The organism is Streptomyces sp. NPDC111520, from assembly GCF_055635295.1.
This window is the reverse complement of record NZ_JBVKBW010000001.1, coordinates 152,706-168,709: the sequence shown is the minus strand read 5'-3', so window position 1 is coordinate 168,709 and position 16,004 is coordinate 152,706. Positions and strand designations below refer to the sequence as shown.

The following is a 16,004-nucleotide window of genomic DNA, read 5'->3' as shown; positions in this document are numbered from 1 at the left end:
CGTCAGGCGTCAGCCGCCCAGCACCGCCATGGCCGCGTTGTGCCCCGGGACTCCGCTGACCCCGCCGCCGCGCACCGCGCCCGCCCCGCACAGCAGCACGTTCGCGTGCGCGGTCCCCACGCCCCAGGCGCCGCCGCCCGACTCCGCGTACGGGAAGGCCAGGTCCCGGTGGAAGATGTGGCCGCCGGGCAGGCCGACCTCCCGCTCCAGGTCGAGCGGGGACTTCGCCTCGACGCACGGCCGCCCGTCCGCGTCCACCGCCAGGCAGTCCGCCAGCGGCTCCGCGAGCACCGCGTCCAGCTGCGCCAGGGTGGCCTTGAGGAGGGTCTCCTTCGCCTGCGCCGGGTCGTCGGCGAACAGCCGCGCCGGGGCGTGCAGCCCGAACAGGGTGAGGGTGTGCACGCCCTGGGCTGCCAGCTCGGGGGAGAGGATCGAGGGGTCCGTCAGCGAGTGGCAGTAGATCTCGGACGGCGGCGCCGTGGGCACCGTGCCCGCGGCCGCCTCGCGGTAGGCCCGCTCCAGCCCGGTGTACGACTCGGCGATGTGGAAGGTGCCGGCGAAGGCGTCGCGCGGGTCCACCGAGGTGTCGCGCAGCCGGGGCAGCCGCCGCAGCAGCATGTTGACCTTGAGCTGGGCGCCCTCCGGTCGCGGCGGTGCGGCCTCGCCCAGCAGCCCGGCCAGCGTGTACGGGGAGGCGTTGACCAGCACGTGGCCGGCGCCGACGACGCCGCCCTCGAAGGAGACCTCGGCCCGGGTGCCGTCGGTCTCGACCGCCGTCACCTCGGTGCCGGTGACGATCTCCGCCCCGGCCGCGCGCGCCGCGTCCGCCAGGGCGTCGGTGAGGGCGCCCATGCCGCCGACGGGGACGTCCCAGTCGCCCGTGCCGCCGCCGATGACGTGGTAGAGGAAGCAGCGGTTCTGCAGCAGGGAGGGGTCGTGGGCATGGGTGAAGGTGCCGATCAGGGCGTCGGTCAGCACCACGCCGCGCACCACGTCGTCCTCGAAGAGCGACTCGACGGTCTCGCCCAGCGGCCGTTCGAACAGCGCCGACCAGGCCTCCGGGTCGTCCACGGTCCGTTCCAGACCGGCTCGGGAGGGCAGCGGCCCGGTCAGCGTCGGGAAGACCCGCTCGGCGACCCGCTGCGTCATGCCGTAGAAGCGCCGCCAGGCCTCGAAGTCGCGGTCGGAGCCGGTCAGCCGGACGAAGCTCTCGCGGGTCGCGGACGGCGACTCGGCGTCGACGAGGAGCCCGCCGTCGCCGTGCGGGGTGTACGAGGAGATGCGCCGGCGCCGCACCGCGAAGCGCAGCCCCAGGTCGTCGACGATCTTCCGGGGCAGCAGGCTCACCAGGTACGAGTACCGGGACAGCCGTGCGTCCAGACCGGTGAACGCCCGGGTGGAGACCGCGGCGCCGCCGGTGCCCGGCAGCCGCTCCAGCAGCAGCACGGAACGGCCCGCGCGGGCGAGGTACGCGGCGGCGACCAGGCCGTTGTGGCCGCCGCCGACGATCACGGCGTCGTACGAGGTGCGGAGGGGCAGCTGCTGCGACATGCGCCCCTTCGTATCACGCTCAGTCGCGCAGCTCCATGGTGCAGCACTTCACGCTGCCGCCGGCCTTGTGCAGTTCGGACATGTCCACCGGCACCGGCTCGTAGCCGCGCTCCCGCAGCCGCCGCAGCAGCCCGGTGGCCCCGGCGGGGACCAGGACGTTCAGGCCGTCGCTGACGCAGTTGAGGCCGAAGGCCGCGGCGTCCTGGCGGGTGGCGGTCAGCGCGTCGGGGAAGAGCCGGCGCAGCACCGCCCGGCTGCCGGGGGAGAAGGCGTCCGGGTAGTACATGATCTCGTCGCCGGACAGCACGCACAGCGCGGTGTCCAGGTGGTAGAAGTGCGGGTCGGTGAGCTCCAGGCCGATGACGGGGCGGCCGAAGAACTCCTGGAGCTCGGCGTGCGACAGGGGGCTGCTGCGGAAGCCCTTCCCGGCCAGCAGCCAGCTCTCGGTGACGGCGAAGTCCCCCTCGCCCTCGTTGACGTGGTCCGGGTCGTGCACCTCGCCGTAGCCGCGGTTCAGGAACCACTCGCGGTGCGCGGGCGCCTCCGCGGCCCGCTCGGGGTTGGCGAAGCGGGCGCCGAAGACCCGGCCGTCGACCACGGTGGCGCCGTTGGCGGCGAAGACCATGTCGGGCAGGCCCGTCAGCGGCTGCAGGATCTCGACGGTGTGGCCCAGCGAGCGGTAGCGGTCGCGGAGGTCCTCCCACTGCAGCAGGGCGAGCGCGGGGTCGACCGGCTTCGTGGGGTCCATCCAGGGGTTGATGGAGTACGTGACGCGGAAGTACGTGGGAGGACACATCAGATACCGGCGGTACGAGGCGGTGCGCGCTGCGCTCAATGAAGGCTCCTCGCGGTGTGGTTGAGGCCCGTGTGACCCGTAGTGACATGGTGGACCCGCAGCGGACGCCGCGCACCGGATTGCGGACGCAAACACCCCCCGGCGCAGCGGTCCCAGAAGCACCGGGAGGCCCCGTGCCGGGTTGACCCAAGTTCCTCTTATGATTCATGGGTGTTCGATTCCAGGCACATCAAGACGTTCCATACCGTGGTCACGGCCGGCTCCTACTCCGCCGCGGCCGTGGCGCTGGGTTACACCCAGCCCGCGGTGACCCAGCAGATGAAGGCGCTGGAGCGTTCGGTGGGCACCGCGCTCTTCGTCCGCGTGGGGCGGCGCATGCGCCTGACGGAGGCCGGCGAGGCGCTGGCCCGGCACGCCGAGGCCATCCTCGACAGCATGTCCGTGGCCTGGGAGCAGATAGGGGCGGTGACCCGGCTGGAGACCGGCCGGGTGAGGCTGTGCGCCTTCCCCAGCGCCAACGCCACCCTGATCCCCGAGGCGCTGGCCCTGCTCGCGGCCGAGCACCCCGGGATACGGGTCGAGCTGCTGGGCGACGAACCGCCCGACTCGCTGGAGCGGGTCACCCGCGGCGAGTGCGACATCACGCTGGCCTTCACCTACCCGGGGCTGCACGAGGCGGTGCCGGACGACCTGGTCGAGATCCCGCTGCTGGAGGACCAGCTCATGGTCCTGATGCCGGCCGGGCACCGGCTGGCCGGCTCCCGCTCGGTCAGGCTCGGCGACCTGGCCGGCGAGCGCTGGATCGCCGGCTGCATGCGCTGCCGGGTCAACTTCCTCCACGAGTGCGCCGAGCTGGGCTTCGCCCCCGACATCGCCTTCGCCACCGACGACAACCTCGTGGTGCAGTCACTGGTCGCCGAGGGCCTGGGGGTCGCGATGATGCCGGGACTGGTGCTGTCGTTCATGCGGCTGGACCGGGTCACCGGCCGGCCGCTCGACCCCGTCTCCCGCCGCCGCGTGGCGGCGTACGTGCCGCGGGACCACCTGCGGATCCCGGCCGCCGCCCTGGTGCTCGACGCGCTCCGGACGGTCGCCGAGCGGCGCAGCGGCTGCTGACCGCCGGAGCGCCGTCCGCCCCGTCCGTCGCCCCATCCATAAGGAGGGGCACAGCGGAGTGAAGGAACTGTCAGTGGACGCGTGGGCCCGCGCGCACGGACGCTGCGGGCATGACCTCCGCGACCGTTCCGGCGCTCTCCGCGCCCACCGCCCGGCTGGCCCGCCTCGTCGACGAGGTGCGCGAGACCGTCGGCCGCGGCCTGCCGCCCGGCCCGACGGCGCACCTGGTGGGCGAACGGCTCGCCCCGCACCTCGGCGCCCCCGACCTGCTGGCCGGGCGGCACACCGAGGGCGACCCGGACCGCTACCGCCAGCACGTCCTGCACGCCGAGGAGGACGGCAGCTTCTCCATCGTCGCCCTGGTCTGGCTGCCGGGGCAGCGCACCTCCATCCACGACCACGTGTCGTGGTGCGTCACGGGCGTGCACCTGGGCCGGGAGCACGAGCGCCGCTACCGGCTGGTGCCCGACGGCGCCGGCTCCCGCCTGGTCCCCACCCAGGACGTGGTCAACGCCCAGGGCGAGGTCTGCGGCTTCGCGCCGCCGGGCGACATCCACGAGGTGTGGAACGGCGGCACGGGCAAGGCGATATCGCTGCACATCTACGGCGCCGACATCTCCCGCCTGGGCTCCAGCGTGCGGCGTGTCTACCGGCTGCCGGTCGGCGAACGGTGAACCTCCGCACCCCGACGCGCAGCCCCCTGACGCACACGCGCCCGGCCGCGCCCGCGACCGCCCCCGCCGGGGCGACCCCGGCCGCCGGTCCCGCCGAGGGCCCCGCCGGAAGCGGCGCGGGCCGCCGCCGGGCCGTCGTGGCCGTGCTGCCCGGCCTGCTGCTCGCCGTCCTCGGCGCCGCCCTGGCCACCGCGCTGCACCTGCTGCTGCCCGCCGTGCCGGTGCCCACCACCGCCGTCGTCCTCGGCATCGCCGCCGCCAACCTGCCCGGCCTGCGCACGACCCTGCGCGGCCGCGCCCGCCCCGGGCTGACCTTCGCCGGGAAACGGCTGATGCGGGTCGGCATCGTCGTGCTCGGGCTGCAGCTCGGCCTGGACGACGTGCTCGGCCTCGGCTGGGCCACGGCCGGCATGGTGGTCGGCGTCGTGGCCGCCACCTTCTGGGGCACGCTCTGGCTCGGCCGCCGCATGGGGCTGCGCGGCGACCAGCCGCTGCTCATCGCCACCGGCTACTCCATCTGCGGTGCCTCCGCCATCGGCGCGGTCAGCCAGGTCTCCGGCAGCGACGAGGAGGACGTCGCCGCCTCCGTCGCCCTGGTCACGCTCTGCGGCACCCTCGCCATCGGCGTGCTCCCACTGCTGCACCACCCGCTCGGCCTGGACGACGTCCAGTTCGGCCGCTGGACCGGGGCCGGCGTGCACGACGTGGGCCAGGTCGTCGCGACCGCGCAGACCGCGGGCCCCGCGGCGCTCGGCGAGGCGGTGCTGGTCAAGCTGATGCGGGTCGCGCTCCTGGCGCCGCTGGTCGCCGCCGTCGCCTACGGCCTGCGCCGGCGGCGCGCCGTCTCCGGTGCCGAGGGTCCGGACGCCGCGGCCTCCGCGCGACGCACCCCGCTGCTGCCCCTGTTCGTCGTCGGCTTCCTCGTCATGATCGGCGTACGCAGCACCGGGCTGATGCCGGCCGGCGTGCTCGACGGCGCGCAGCAGGTGCAGCAACTCCTGCTGGCCATGGCCATGGTGGGGCTCGGCAGCATGGTGAACCTGCCCGTCCTGGCGCGTACCGGGCCGCGGGTGGCGGCGGTCGGGCTGATCTCCTGGACGCTCATCGCCACCGTGTCCTACGCGGGTGTGCTCCTGACCGGCTGACGCCTCGGCCGGTGCGCGCACCGCACCCCGGGGTGGCCGGGGGAACCCGCTTGACGGCAGCGCCTAGGGTGAGTTCATGCCGACACCGCAGACCGAGCCCGACGACGCCCTGCTCCCCGACACCCGCCGGGCGCTGCTGCACCGCGTCGCGGTCGCCCAGTCCCACAGCCGCACCCCCTCCCTCGTGGCGGCCGTCGTACGGGACGGCGAGGCCGTGTGGACCGGGGCCCGCTCCTGCGTGGACGGGCACGCCCCGGACGGGGACACCCAGTACCGGATCGGCTCCCTCACGAAGACCTTCGTGGCCGTCCTGGTGATGCGGCTGCGCGACGCGGGGCGCCTCGGGCTGGACGACCCCGTCGAGAAGCACATCGGCGGCACCCCCGCCGACGGGGTCACGGTGCGCCAACTCCTCACGCACACCGCGGGGCTGGCCGCGGAGACCCCCGGCCCCTGGTGGGAGCGCACGCCCGGTGAACTGCGCCCGGAGACCGCCGACCTCCTCGGCGAGACGCCGCGGCTGCACCCCGCCGGCGAACGCCACCACTACTCCAACCCCGGGTTCGCCCTCCTCGGCGCCGTCGTCGAGGCGCTCCACGACGGCACGCCCTGGGACGAGGTGCTCACCTCCGACGTCCTGGAACCGCTGGGGATGACCCGCACGACGCGCCGCCCGCGGGCCCCGCACGCCGGCGGCTGGGCCGTCCACCCGTACGCCGACCTGATGATGGCCGAGGCCGTGCAGGACACCGGACGGATGTCCCCCGCGGGTGAACTGTGGTCGACCGCCGACGACCTGTGCCGCTGGGGCGCCTTCCTCGCCGCGGGCGACGAGCGGGTGCTGGCGCCCGCGACGCTGGAGGAGATGCGCCGGCCGGCCGCTCCGGGCGGCGACCAGGGCCTCGGCGTACAGCTGATGAAGGCCCCGGGCGACCGGGTGCTGGTCGGTCACGGCGGTTCGATGCCCGGTTTCGTGGCCGGGCTGTGGTGCGACCTCGCCGAGGGCCTCGGCGCGGTCGTCCTCGCCAACTCCACCACCGGCGCCCCGGCCACGTCGATCGCCGCCGACCTGCTGCGCCTCGTCGCCGAACGCGAGCCCCGCATCCCCGAGCCCTGGCGGCCCCTCTCCGACCCCGACCCGGACCTGCTCGCGCTCACCGGCCCCTGGTACTGGGGCACCGCCCCGCACGTCCTGCGCCTGCGCGCCGGCCGCGACCTGGAGCTGGCCGCCCTCTCCGGCACCGCACGCGGCGCCCGCTTCCGCGCGCGGCCGGACGGCACCTGGACCGGCCTGGACGGCTACTACGACGGCGAGACCCTCCGCGTCGTGCGCACCCCCGACGGCGCCGTCAGCCACCTCGACCTCGGCTCCTTCGTCTTCACCCGCACCCCCTACGACCCGGCGGCCCCCGTCCCGGGCGGCGTCGACCCCGCCGGCTGGACCGCCCCCGTCGACTAGCGTCAGGCCGTCAGGGGGAACTCGCGGCCGAGCGCCGCGAAGACGGCCGAGTTGTGGGCGAAGGCCCGCCGGCACTCGTCCACGACGCGCTGCTTCTCGAGCTCGGCGACCGGCAGGGCGTCCAGCAGGCTCCGGTACTCGCGCTTGAACGCCGCGGGGTTGCCGATCGCCTCGAAGACGTAGAAGCGCACGCCGTCGCCCTTGCGGGCGAAGCCCCAGGTCCGCTCCGCGATGCCGCGGATGACCTGGCCGCCCGAGAGGTCGCCGAGGTAGCGGGTGTAGTGGTGGGCGACGTAGCCCGCCGGCCACACGCGGGCGGTCTCGGCGATGCGGCCGGTGTAGGCGAGGGTCTCGGGCAGCGCGGCGGCGTACTCGCGCCAGCCGGGCGCGAGCAGGTGGTCCAGGTCGCGTTCCAGGGCGGCGACGCGGGACAGCTCGGGGCGCAGGAAGGGGCCGGCCACGGGGTCGCCGGCGAGTTCCGCCGCGGCGCCCTCCAGGGCCCGGTAGACGAACCAGAGCTGCTCGGTGTAGCGCGTGTACGCGGCGACGCCCAGGCGTCCGCCGAGCAGGTCGCCGAGGAAGGTCGAGTTCTCCGCCTCGCTGTGCCGGTCGTGGCTCGCGGAGCGGATGACGGCCGAGAACGGTGCGGACACGGAGCCGTGGGCTGGCGTCAAGGGAATCCTCCTGCGTCGGGCCTGCAGGAATCGTCGCAACTTAGGACACCCTAAGTCAATGGGTTGCCGACAAGCTGTCGGAAAACCAGGCTAGCGCGGATCCGCCCGCCAGGGCGGTCGGCGCGTGGGCCCGCGGGTGACGGTGCTCACGGACCCGCGGCCCTGGCGGGCCGTCGCGCCGTGCGTCGCGAGCAGCGGTGACGAGGAAATCATTCCCGTATGTCCGTGAAATCCCTCATGGGCGTCCCCGTCGTGCTTCGCCCCGGTACGGCGGGGCGTACGACATCACCCCTTCAGGGGGACCCCGCGTGACACCGGAATGCGGACGGGGAGCAGGATGGTTTCCACCATCCGTGGATTCCGCCTACGGCCTTTCCCTCGTTACGTAGGGTGGAGCAAGGGTTCACGGGGCGAGGAAAGAGGCTCGATGGTCACCAAGGGCAGGTTGTCCGACTGGCTGCGCCGCAAGGCGGGGGAGCGTGGTGCCGGGATGGACGGGGCCGCGGTCCGCGCGGCCGCCGGTGGCCGGAACGGGGACGACCTGCGCCGGGACGAACTCCTGCTGGAGGCCGCGGGTTCGGGCCTGCCGCTGGCGCCCGCCGCCCATCCCTCGCCGGTCTCCGGCTACCGCTGTTCCTGCGACCGGATCGGCTGTCCCACCCCGGGCACGCACCCCGTCTCCTTCGCCTGGCAGACGCAGGCCACCACCGACCCCGAGCAGGTCAGGCGCTGGCTGCGCGCGCACCCGCTGGCCAACTTCATCACGGCCACCGGCATCGCCCACGACGTCCTGGACGTACCCGCGGAGGCGGGCCGCATGGCCCTGGAGCGGCTGGCCGCCGAGGGCTCCGCGACCGGACCCGTCGCGGTCTCCGACGGGCGGATGCTGTTCTTCACCGCCACCCGCGCCACGGCCGACGAGGACGAGTGGTGGCCGTGCGAGCTGGACTGCCATCCCGAGACCCTCGACGAGCACCCGGGCCTGCGCTGGCACTGCCGCGCCAGCTATGTGCTGCTGCCGCCCTCCCGGCTGCCCTCCGGCGCCACCGTCGCCTGGGTCGCCGGCCACGGTCCGGACCGCCCGCTGCCCGACCCGCTGCCGCTGCTCGCGGTGCTGACCGACGCCTGCGCCCAGGTCGAGCCCGAGCCCGAGACGGTCGGCTGGCTGCACTGACCCCCGCGGCACGGCCCCCCGCGGGTCACTCCCCGCGCGCGGCGACCAGGCCCACGGTGCGGGTGAGGAAGACGACCTGACCGCCGCCGTCCTTCGCCGCCGGGACGAGCACGGCCTGGCGGGCGATCCGGCCCAGCGTGACCGACTTCTTCGGGGTGCCGGTCATCAGCGCCTCGGTGTACGCGTCCACCTGCGGCGTGACGCCCGCCCGCAGCATGGTGACCTTCGCCGTGTGGTGCGTGGCGAAGAAGACCAGCGCGCCGCCGTCCTCGGTGCGCAGCCCCAGCGGCGCGAAGTCCCCCTCCGTGGCGGGCTGGTCGGCGAACTGGGTGGCCGAGCGGGCGGTACGGGCGGTCTTGGCCCGGCTGGTGATCAGTTCCGAGGTGGACGAGCCCGGGGCGAACACGGACACGTCCTTCGCGTCGCCCTCGGCCAGGTAACCGGTGTAGGCACCGCCCAGCTCGCCCGGGTCCACGACCAGTCCGGAGCGCTCGGCCGCCACCGGCTCCACGTGACCCTGCCCGTCACGGGCGAACTCCGGTACGGCGGAGGCCCGGACGGAGGCGACGTACGAAACGCGCCACCCCTCGCGCGCGCCGCCCCGCTCGAAGACCATCAGCCACCGGTTCGTGCCGGGGCCGGAGCCGTCCGAGTCCGGCGCGACGTCGGCCACGAACCACTTGGGCCAGCCCACCTGGCGGGGTATCAGGAAGCGCGGGTCGCGAAGGCTCAGCGCCTTGAAGTCCGGGTCGCCGCCCGGGTCGACGCTGTGCCGGGCGCGCAGACCGGCCCCGTCGACGGCGCCGAGGGGGCCGGACTCGACGGTGGAGATCAGCTTCGCGTCGAGCTTCCGGTTGGCCTCGTTGTTGACCTCGGTGAAGCGGTCCAGTGCCTCGGTGGCCTCAGCCTTCGTCACCGACGGGATGAGCGCCCGCTCCCCGTGCACCGTCACGCACCCGGTCAGCGGTGCCGCCGTCAACGTCAACAGGGCGAGCGCTGGCAGGAATCGCGGCCTGCGGGTCATCGGACGTCGGCTCCTTCGGGGCTGCGGCGGACGGCTTCACGGCCGGCGCGGTAACCCTACCGGGGCGCAGGAAGAGGAACATCGTGGGCGCGAGATACAGCGCCCAGACCGTGACCTGCAGCCAGGTCGGGTCCGGCTGGAAGTTGAACACGCCCTTCAGCAGCGTCCCGTACCAGGAGTCGGGGGGCACCACGTCGCTGATGTCGAAGGCCCTCGCCGTCAGCCCCGGCAGCCAGCCCGCCTCCTGCAGGTCGTGGAAGCCGTAGGCGAGCACGCCCGCCGCGACGACGACCAGCATCGCGCCCGTCCAGGTGAAGAACCTGGCGAGGTTGATGCGCAGCGCGCCCCGGTAGAACAGCCACCCCAGCACCACCGAGGTCAGCAGGCCCAGGACCGCGCCGACCAGCGGTCGCACGCCGTCGTCGGTGGCCTGCACCGCGGTCCAGATGAACAGCGAGGTCTCCAGCCCCTCACGCCCGACGGCGAGGAAGGAGGTGACGACCAGCGCGCCGGTGCCCATGGCGATCGCGGCGTCCAGCTTCCCGTGGAGTTCGGCCTTCAGGTGCCGCGCGGTGCGCCGCATCCAGAAGACCATCCAGGTCACCAGGCCGACCGCGACGACCGACAGCGAACCGCCCAGCGCCTCCTGCGCCTCGAAGGTGAGCGTGGAGGAACCGAACTGCAGGGCGGCGCCGAAGGCCATGCTCACCAGGACCGCCGCGCCGACGCCCAGCCAGACCGGCGGCAGCTTCTGCTTGCGGCCGGTCTTCACCAGGTACGCGACCAGGATGCAGACGACCAGGCTGGCCTCCAGGCCCTCCCGGAGTCCGATCAGGTAGTTGGCGAACACCGCCGGTCACTTCCTCTCAGTCGTTCTGGAAGAGCTCGCGGCCCCACCAGTCGTCCTCGTCGCGGACGCCCGGCGGTACGGCGTAGACGGCCGAACCCACGTGCTGGATGTACTCGTTGAGCGAGTCGAGCTTCGCCAGCCGCATCTGCAGCGGCACGAAGCCGTCCCGGACGTCGCGCTGGTAGGCGATGAAGAACAGCCCGGCGTCCAGGCGGCCGAGGCCGTCGGTGCCGTCCGTGAAGGAGTAGCCGCGGCGCAGGATCGTCACACCGCTGTTGTCCGGGTGCGCCAGCCGGACGTGTGCGTCCGGGAGCATCGCCTTGAAGTCCGGGGTGTCGTGCTCGCGCTGCCTGCCGATCGGGGCGCCCTCGCCCTTCGTCCGGCCGAAGATCTGCTCCTGCTCGCGCAGCGGGGTGCGGTCCCAGGTCTCGATGTGCATGCGGATGCGGCGGGCGACCAGGTACGAGCCGCCGGCCATCCAGGAGGGGCCGTCCTTCGCGGCGACCCACACGTGCTCGTCCTGCGCGGCCCGGTCGGAGCCCGCGACGTTGTGCGTGCCGTCCTTGAAGCCCATCAGGTTGCGCGGGGTCTGCTCATCGGGCGTGGTCGAGGAGGTCTTGCCGAAGCCGAGCTGCGACCAGCGCATCGCGACCTTGCCGAAGCCGATCCGGGCCAGGTTGCGGATGGCGTGCACCGCCACCTGCGGGTCGTCCGCGCAGGCCTGGACGCACAGGTCGCCGCCGCTGCGGTTCGGGTCGAGGGCGTCGCCGGGGAACTTGGGCAGGTCCACCAGCGCCGCGGGGCGGTGCGCCTTGAGGCCGAAGCGGTCCCCGCCGTCCTTCGTGGTGAACAGCGAGGGCCCGAAGCCGACGGTGAGGGTGAGCCGCGAGGCTTGCAGGCCCAGCGCCTCGCCGGTGTCGTCCGGCGGGGCCTCGGCGAGGCCGCCGACCGCGCCCTCGCCGACCGGCCGGCCCTGCGTCAGCTTGCGGGCGGCGTCGGTCCATTCCTTCAGGAGCGCGACCAGTTCCTCGCGGTCCTCGGTCTTGACGTCGAAGGAAGCGAAGTGGAGCCGGTCCTGCACCGGGGTCGTGATGCCGGCCTGGTTCTCGCCGTGGAAGGCGATCGCGCTGCCCGCCGCGCCGGCGGGCCGTACGTCGTCCCCGGCGCGGACGGCGGCCACGCCGCCGCCCGCCGCGGCGGCCGCGACGACGACGCCCGCTCCGGTCCAGCCGAGCACCTTGCGGCGCGACGTGACGGTCTCCTCGGACATGGTCCGGTGCCCCCTCGGGTTACTTGGCGACGGCTGCGGCGAGCTTCGACAGGGGCTCGGCGAGCGCGTTGACGGCGTCCGAGAGCTCCTTGCGCTGGTCCTTGCCGACGGTCTCGTAGGAGACGAACTCCGTGGTGCTGCCGCCCTTGCGGTACTTGTCGAGCAGCGCCGTCAGGGCCGGGAACTGCTTGTCGAGGTCGGCGGCCAGGGCCGCGTCGTTCTCGGCGGCGACCGGCTTCAGCAGTTCGTAGGCCTTCATCGCGCCCTCGACGTTGGCCTGGAAGTCCGACAGGTCGGTGTGGGAGTAGCGGTCCTCCTCACCGGTGATCTTGCCGGTGGCGACCTCGTCCAGCAGCTCCTTGGCGCCGTTGGCCATGCTGGTGGCGGTGATGTCGGCCTTGCCGACGCGGGTCTGCCAGTCCTTCAGGTCGGTGACGAGCTGGTCGGCGAGGGCGCCCTCCTCGGCGCCGGCCTTCTTCTCCTGCCACAGGGACTTCTCCAGCCGGTGCCAGCCGGTCCACTTCTGGCCGTCCTCCAGGCCGTCCTCGCGGGTGTCGGTCAGCGGGTCGATGTCGCCGAAGGACTCCGCCACCGGCTCGGTGCGCTCCCAGCCGACGCGGGAGGGCGCGAAGAGGGACTTGGCCTTCTCCACGTCGCCCGCCTTGACGGCGTCGGCGAACTGCTGGACCACCGGGATGGTCTGGTCGGCCTGCTCCTGCGCGTACGTGCGGTACGCGGCCACCGCGGCGTCCAGCCGGGGGTCGCCCTTGGCGGCGCCCTTGCCGGTGACGGTGATCTTCTGCCGGATGCCGTCGCCCTGCATGCCGGGCTTGCAGGCGATCTGGTACGTGCCGGCCTTGATCTCGGCGGTGATGGTGGCCTTGGTGCCGGGGCCGATGTTCTCCCGCTCGGTCACGATCTGGTCGCTGGGCGTGTAGACGTAGACCTCGGTGACCTTGGAGCCCTTGTTCTCGACGGCCAGCTGCACGTGCCCGGCCGGGAAACTGGTCCTGGAGACCTCGCACTTGCTGTCCGTCGCGGTCACCGTGATCGCGTCGGAGGCCTTGCCGTCCGCTTTCTCCGCGCATCCGGTGACGGCGGTGACGGCGACCACTATGCCGGCGGCGGCGGCGACGGCGGACATGCGGACGGCGGACATGCGATCTCCAGGAGGCTCAGGGAAAACACGTTAGGCAAGCCTTTCCTGTGAAAGGCTTGCCTAACCTATCCGAGGCTCCCTGCGCCTTCTTCTGCTTTTCGCAAAGGAAAGGCAATGGAAAGGTCAAGGGAGTGTCAGTACCTCCGCGCCTGTGTCCGTCACCACAAGGGTGTGCTCGAACTGCGCGGTGCGCTTGCGGTCCTTCGTGACGACCGTCCAGCCGTCGTCCCAGATCTCGTACTCGTGGGTGCCCAGGGTCAGCATCGGCTCGATGGTGAAGGTCATCCCCGGCTTCATGACGGTGGTGGCGCGGGGGTCGTCGTAGTGCGGGACGATCAGGCCGGAGTGGAAGGCGGTATTGATGCCGTGGCCGGTGAAGTCGCGCACGACGCCGTAATTGAATCGTTTGGCATAGGACTCGATGACCCTGCCGATCACATTGATCTGCCGCCCCGGCTTCACCGCTTTGATGGCGCGATTCAGGGATTCCCGCGTACGTTCCACCAACAGCCTTGATTCCTCGGCGACTTCACCGACGAAGTAGGTGGCGTTGGTGTCCCCGTGCACCCCGTGGATGTAGGCCGTGACGTCCAGGTTGACGATGTCGCCGTCGCGCAGCTCGGTGGAGTCGGGGATGCCGTGGCAGATGACCTCGTTGATGGAGGAGCACAGCGACTTGGGGAAGCCCCGGTACCCGAGGTCCGAGGGGTAGGCCTGGTGGTCGCACATGTACGCGTGCGCGATCCGGTCCAGCTCGTCGGTGGCGACGCCGGGCGCGATCGCCTTCGCCGCCTCCTCCATGGCCCGCGCGGCGATCCGCGAGGCGATCCGCATCTTCTCGATCGTCTCCGCCGACTGCACCTCCGGGCCGTCGTACGGCCGCGGCGCCGGCCGGCCCACGTACTCCGGACGCGGGATCGAGGCGGGCACGGGACGGATGGGGGAGAGCTTGCCGGGAACCAGGACAGACATGTCAGCGAGTGTATCGGCGGCCGGTCGGGCAGCATGGCGGCAGGACGTCGTACGAGGAGGGACGATGGCGCTGTTCAGGCGAGTCCGCAAGCCCGCGGGGAAGCCCGGCGAGTGGTTCTACTGCATCGAGCACCACAAGGTCGAGGAGGGGCCGGATTGCCCCGCCAAGGACCGCATGGGGCCGTACCCGAGCCGCGCGGACGCGGAGCGGGCGATGGAGACGGCCGCCGAGCGGAACCTGCAGTGGGAGAACGACCCGCGCTGGAAGGACCGTGCGCGGGAGGACGAGGAGGGCTGACCGGGCCGCGGGGGCCGGGTGCACGATGGAAGGGTGAAGCTGGGTCTGGCCGGTGACACCATGCTCGGCCGCACGGTCGCCGCGCGGCTGGCCGAGGCCCCCGCGGAGGCGCTGTTCTCCGAGGAGGTCGTGGCCGCCGCGCGGGAGGCGGACCTCTTCGTCCTCAACCTGGAGTGCGCGATCTCCGACCGCGGTGAGCCCTGGCCCGACCCGTTCAAGCCTTTCTTCTTCCGCGCCCCGCCGCTCGCCGTGCGCGCCTTGACGCACCTGGGCGTCAGCTGCGTCAACCTGGCCAACAACCACGCCCTGGACTACGGCCGGACGGCGCTGCTGGACACCCTGGAGCACCTGGCCGGCGCCGGGATCGCCGCCGTCGGGGCCGGACCGGACGAGGCCGCGGCGCGCGCACCGGTGGTGCTGGGCGGCGTCGGGGGCTCCCCGGCCCTCGGCGTCCTCGGCGTCACCGACCATCCGCCGGAGTACGCCGCGGGACCGAACCGCCCCGGGGTGGCCTACGCCGACCTGGCCGGGGGCGTCCCGCGCTGGCTCACCGACGGCGTCGCGGGCCTGCGCGCGCGGGCCCCGGCGGTACTCGTCACCCCGCACTGGGGGCCCAACATGACCACCGGTCCGGCCCGCTGCATCCGCGACGCCGCATCGGCCCTGCGCACGGCGGGCGCCACGCTCGTGGCGGGCACCTCCGCGCACGTCTTCCACGGCGTGACGGACGGGGTGCTCTACGACCTCGGGGACTTCGTCGACGACTACGCGACCGACCCGCGGCTGCGCAACGACCGAGGTCTGCTCTTCCTCGTCACCTTCGACCCCGCCGGGCGGCGCCCCGTCCGGCTGGAGGCGGTGCCGATCGCCCTCGACCTCTGCTTCACCCGACTGGCCGACCGCGGTGAACGGGCCTGGATCGCACGGCGGTTCCGACGCGCCTGCGCCGCGTTCGGGCACGAGGTCACGGAGGAGGGCGGACGGCTGGTGGTCCGCTGGGACGCCGAGGCTACCCGCCCGTAGCACACGCACCCCCTTCCTGTCCGAGATTCCGAACGGATTGAGGTCCAGACCAGCCGCGCTCCGTTTCCCAGGGCACGTGGACCGGAACCGACCGAAGGCCGGTCGGAGGAAAGGGGCCCCATGTCCAGGAAGCGCACGATGAGCACCAAGCAGAAGATCGCGCTCGTGACCGGGGCGGCGACCCTGGCCGGCGGCTTCGCCGTGGTGACGATGAGCATGGGCCACGCCTCGGTGGTGTGCGACGGGCTCGACCAGGCACTGCGCAACAACGAGAGCTTCATCGCGGGGCAACGCGCCAACCCCGACTCCCAGTCGGCGGCGAGGATCGCCAACCGCGAGGCCGTGATCCAGCAGATCAACGTGCAGCGGGCGGCCTCCGGCTGCGGAGCCGCCCAGGCGGCGCCCGCGGCGCCGGCCGCCCCCGCCGGGCAGGGCCAGAACCAGCAGGGCCAGAATCAGAACCAGGGTCAGGGTCAGAACCAGGGCCAGGGCCAGGCCGCGCCGCCGGCCGGCGGCGGCCAGGTCGTCTGCGCGGGATCGACGGTCACCCTCTCCGGCGAGGCCGGTGCGCCCGCCGCCTCCAGCAACCAGTTCCCGCTGGGCACCAGGCTCAGGGTGACCAACCTGGACAACAACAAGTCGACCACGGTGTCGGTGACTTCGACCTCCGGGAGCTGCGCGCTGCTGAACAACGCGGCCTTCGAGCAGGTCCGGGAGCCCGGGAAGTTCCTCATCAGGAAGGCGCGCATCGAACGCGTCGGCTGACCGGGACACCGCGGCCGGTCCGGGCCACTGCCGAACCAGGAAGCGGTGGTGGTC

General features: G+C 73.2%; 16 protein-coding genes. 8 read left to right on the top strand and 8 right to left on the bottom strand.

Annotation, left to right across the window (positions count from 1 at the left end; translation table 11 throughout):
- Positions 1 to 9: 9 nt before the first annotated feature.
- Together ACZ7MY_RS00765 and ddaH are read right to left on the bottom strand one after the other, a co-directional pair.
- Positions 10 to 1,551, bottom strand: a complete 1,542-nt coding sequence (locus tag ACZ7MY_RS00765; RefSeq protein WP_499598339.1) for a phytoene desaturase family protein — start codon at positions 1,549 to 1,551, stop codon at positions 10 to 12.
- A gap of 19 nt (positions 1,552 to 1,570) precedes the next feature.
- Positions 1,571 to 2,386 carry a dimethylargininase gene (gene ddaH / locus ACZ7MY_RS00760; protein ID WP_499598336.1) on the bottom strand — a complete coding sequence of 272 codons (816 nt, stop codon included), beginning with the start codon at positions 2,384 to 2,386 and terminating at the stop codon, positions 1,571 to 1,573.
- Positions 2,387 to 2,557: 171 nt separating this feature from the next.
- Between ddaH and ACZ7MY_RS00755 the strand changes: the two genes are divergently transcribed.
- From ACZ7MY_RS00755 to ACZ7MY_RS00740, 4 genes are all read left to right on the top strand, one after another.
- Entirely contained in the window at positions 2,558 to 3,463 is a 906-nt protein-coding gene (locus ACZ7MY_RS00755; RefSeq protein ID WP_499598334.1) for a LysR family transcriptional regulator, read from the top strand.
- A gap of 110 nt (positions 3,464 to 3,573) precedes the next feature.
- Complete coding sequence (locus ACZ7MY_RS00750) at positions 3,574 to 4,137, top strand: cysteine dioxygenase family protein (RefSeq protein ID WP_499598332.1); 564 nt, start codon at positions 3,574 to 3,576, stop codon at positions 4,135 to 4,137.
- The gene (locus tag ACZ7MY_RS00745; protein ID WP_499598330.1) at positions 4,134 to 5,282 is read left to right on the top strand and encodes a YeiH family protein; all 1,149 of its coding nucleotides are present in this window, start codon (positions 4,134 to 4,136) and stop codon (positions 5,280 to 5,282) included. Before ACZ7MY_RS00750 ends, ACZ7MY_RS00745 begins: the two co-directional genes overlap by 4 nt.
- 76 nt (positions 5,283 to 5,358) lie before the next feature.
- Entirely contained in the window at positions 5,359 to 6,741 is a 1,383-nt protein-coding gene (locus ACZ7MY_RS00740; protein ID WP_499598327.1) for a serine hydrolase domain-containing protein, read from the top strand.
- A gap of 2 nt (positions 6,742 to 6,743) precedes the next feature.
- On the opposite strand, the gene ACZ7MY_RS00735 is transcribed toward ACZ7MY_RS00740, so the two are convergent.
- Positions 6,744 to 7,415 (bottom strand): biliverdin-producing heme oxygenase, encoded by a 672-nt coding sequence (locus tag ACZ7MY_RS00735; RefSeq protein ID WP_499598324.1) that lies wholly within the window; start codon positions 7,413 to 7,415, stop codon positions 6,744 to 6,746.
- Between the two features lie 427 nt (positions 7,416 to 7,842).
- Here ACZ7MY_RS00735 and ACZ7MY_RS00730 point away from each other — a divergent pair, with 427 nt between their 5' ends.
- The gene (locus ACZ7MY_RS00730) at positions 7,843 to 8,589 is read left to right on the top strand and encodes a bifunctional DNA primase/polymerase (protein WP_499598322.1); all 747 of its coding nucleotides are present in this window, start codon (positions 7,843 to 7,845) and stop codon (positions 8,587 to 8,589) included.
- Positions 8,590 to 8,614: 25 nt separating this feature from the next.
- On the opposite strand, the gene ACZ7MY_RS00725 is transcribed toward ACZ7MY_RS00730, so the two are convergent.
- From ACZ7MY_RS00725 to map, 5 genes are all read right to left on the bottom strand, one after another.
- On the bottom strand, positions 8,615 to 9,568 hold the full coding sequence (locus ACZ7MY_RS00725) for an SCO2278 family lipoprotein (protein ID WP_499599311.1): 954 nt from the start codon (positions 9,566 to 9,568) through the stop codon (positions 8,615 to 8,617).
- Positions 9,492 to 10,463, bottom strand: coding sequence for an iron uptake transporter permease EfeU (gene efeU / locus ACZ7MY_RS00720; protein WP_499598320.1), 972 nt, complete (start codon positions 10,461 to 10,463; stop codon positions 9,492 to 9,494). Before efeU ends, ACZ7MY_RS00725 begins: the two co-directional genes overlap by 77 nt.
- A gap of 16 nt (positions 10,464 to 10,479) precedes the next feature.
- Positions 10,480 to 11,733 carry an iron uptake transporter deferrochelatase/peroxidase subunit gene (gene efeB / locus ACZ7MY_RS00715; RefSeq protein ID WP_499598319.1) on the bottom strand — a complete coding sequence of 418 codons (1,254 nt, stop codon included), beginning with the start codon at positions 11,731 to 11,733 and terminating at the stop codon, positions 10,480 to 10,482.
- 19 nt (positions 11,734 to 11,752) lie between these two features.
- Positions 11,753 to 12,892, bottom strand: a complete 1,140-nt coding sequence (gene efeO / locus ACZ7MY_RS00710; protein WP_499598318.1) for an iron uptake system protein EfeO — start codon at positions 12,890 to 12,892, stop codon at positions 11,753 to 11,755.
- 123 nt (positions 12,893 to 13,015) lie between these two features.
- Positions 13,016 to 13,864, bottom strand: coding sequence for a type I methionyl aminopeptidase (map, locus tag ACZ7MY_RS00705; protein ID WP_499598316.1), 849 nt, complete (start codon positions 13,862 to 13,864; stop codon positions 13,016 to 13,018).
- A 64-nt stretch (positions 13,865 to 13,928) separates the two neighbouring features.
- Here map and ACZ7MY_RS00700 point away from each other — a divergent pair, with 64 nt between their 5' ends.
- From ACZ7MY_RS00700 to ACZ7MY_RS00690, 3 genes are all read left to right on the top strand, one after another.
- Entirely contained in the window at positions 13,929 to 14,162 is a 234-nt protein-coding gene (locus ACZ7MY_RS00700) for a hypothetical protein (RefSeq protein WP_499598314.1), read from the top strand.
- Between the two features lie 33 nt (positions 14,163 to 14,195).
- A complete protein-coding gene (locus tag ACZ7MY_RS00695) occupies positions 14,196 to 15,185 on the top strand; it encodes a CapA family protein (protein ID WP_499598311.1) in 990 nt (329 codons plus the stop codon).
- A 120-nt stretch (positions 15,186 to 15,305) separates the two neighbouring features.
- Entirely contained in the window at positions 15,306 to 15,950 is a 645-nt protein-coding gene (locus ACZ7MY_RS00690) for an SCO2207 family protein (RefSeq protein WP_499598308.1), read from the top strand.
- The last annotated feature ends 54 nt before the right edge of the window (positions 15,951 to 16,004 follow it).

Excerpts from the sequence above, each read along its gene's own strand:
- ACZ7MY_RS00750 (WP_499598332.1), top strand. The coding sequence starts at position 3,574 with ATGACCTCCGCGACCGTTCCGGCGCTCTCCGCGCCCACCGCCCGGCTG.
- efeO (WP_499598318.1), bottom strand. The coding sequence starts at position 12,892 with ATGTCCGCCGTCCGCATGTCCGCCGTCGCCGCCGCCGCCGGCATAGTG.
- efeB (WP_499598319.1), bottom strand. The coding sequence starts at position 11,733 with ATGTCCGAGGAGACCGTCACGTCGCGCCGCAAGGTGCTCGGCTGGACC.
- map (WP_499598316.1), bottom strand. The coding sequence starts at position 13,864 with ATGTCTGTCCTGGTTCCCGGCAAGCTCTCCCCCATCCGTCCCGTGCCC.
- ACZ7MY_RS00700 (WP_499598314.1), top strand. The coding sequence starts at position 13,929 with ATGGCGCTGTTCAGGCGAGTCCGCAAGCCCGCGGGGAAGCCCGGCGAG.
- ACZ7MY_RS00740 (WP_499598327.1), top strand. The coding sequence starts at position 5,359 with ATGCCGACACCGCAGACCGAGCCCGACGACGCCCTGCTCCCCGACACC.
- ACZ7MY_RS00730 (WP_499598322.1), top strand. The coding sequence starts at position 7,843 with ATGGTCACCAAGGGCAGGTTGTCCGACTGGCTGCGCCGCAAGGCGGGG.
- ACZ7MY_RS00765 (WP_499598339.1), bottom strand. The coding sequence starts at position 1,551 with ATGTCGCAGCAGCTGCCCCTCCGCACCTCGTACGACGCCGTGATCGTC.
- ACZ7MY_RS00690 (WP_499598308.1), top strand. The coding sequence starts at position 15,306 with ATGTCCAGGAAGCGCACGATGAGCACCAAGCAGAAGATCGCGCTCGTG.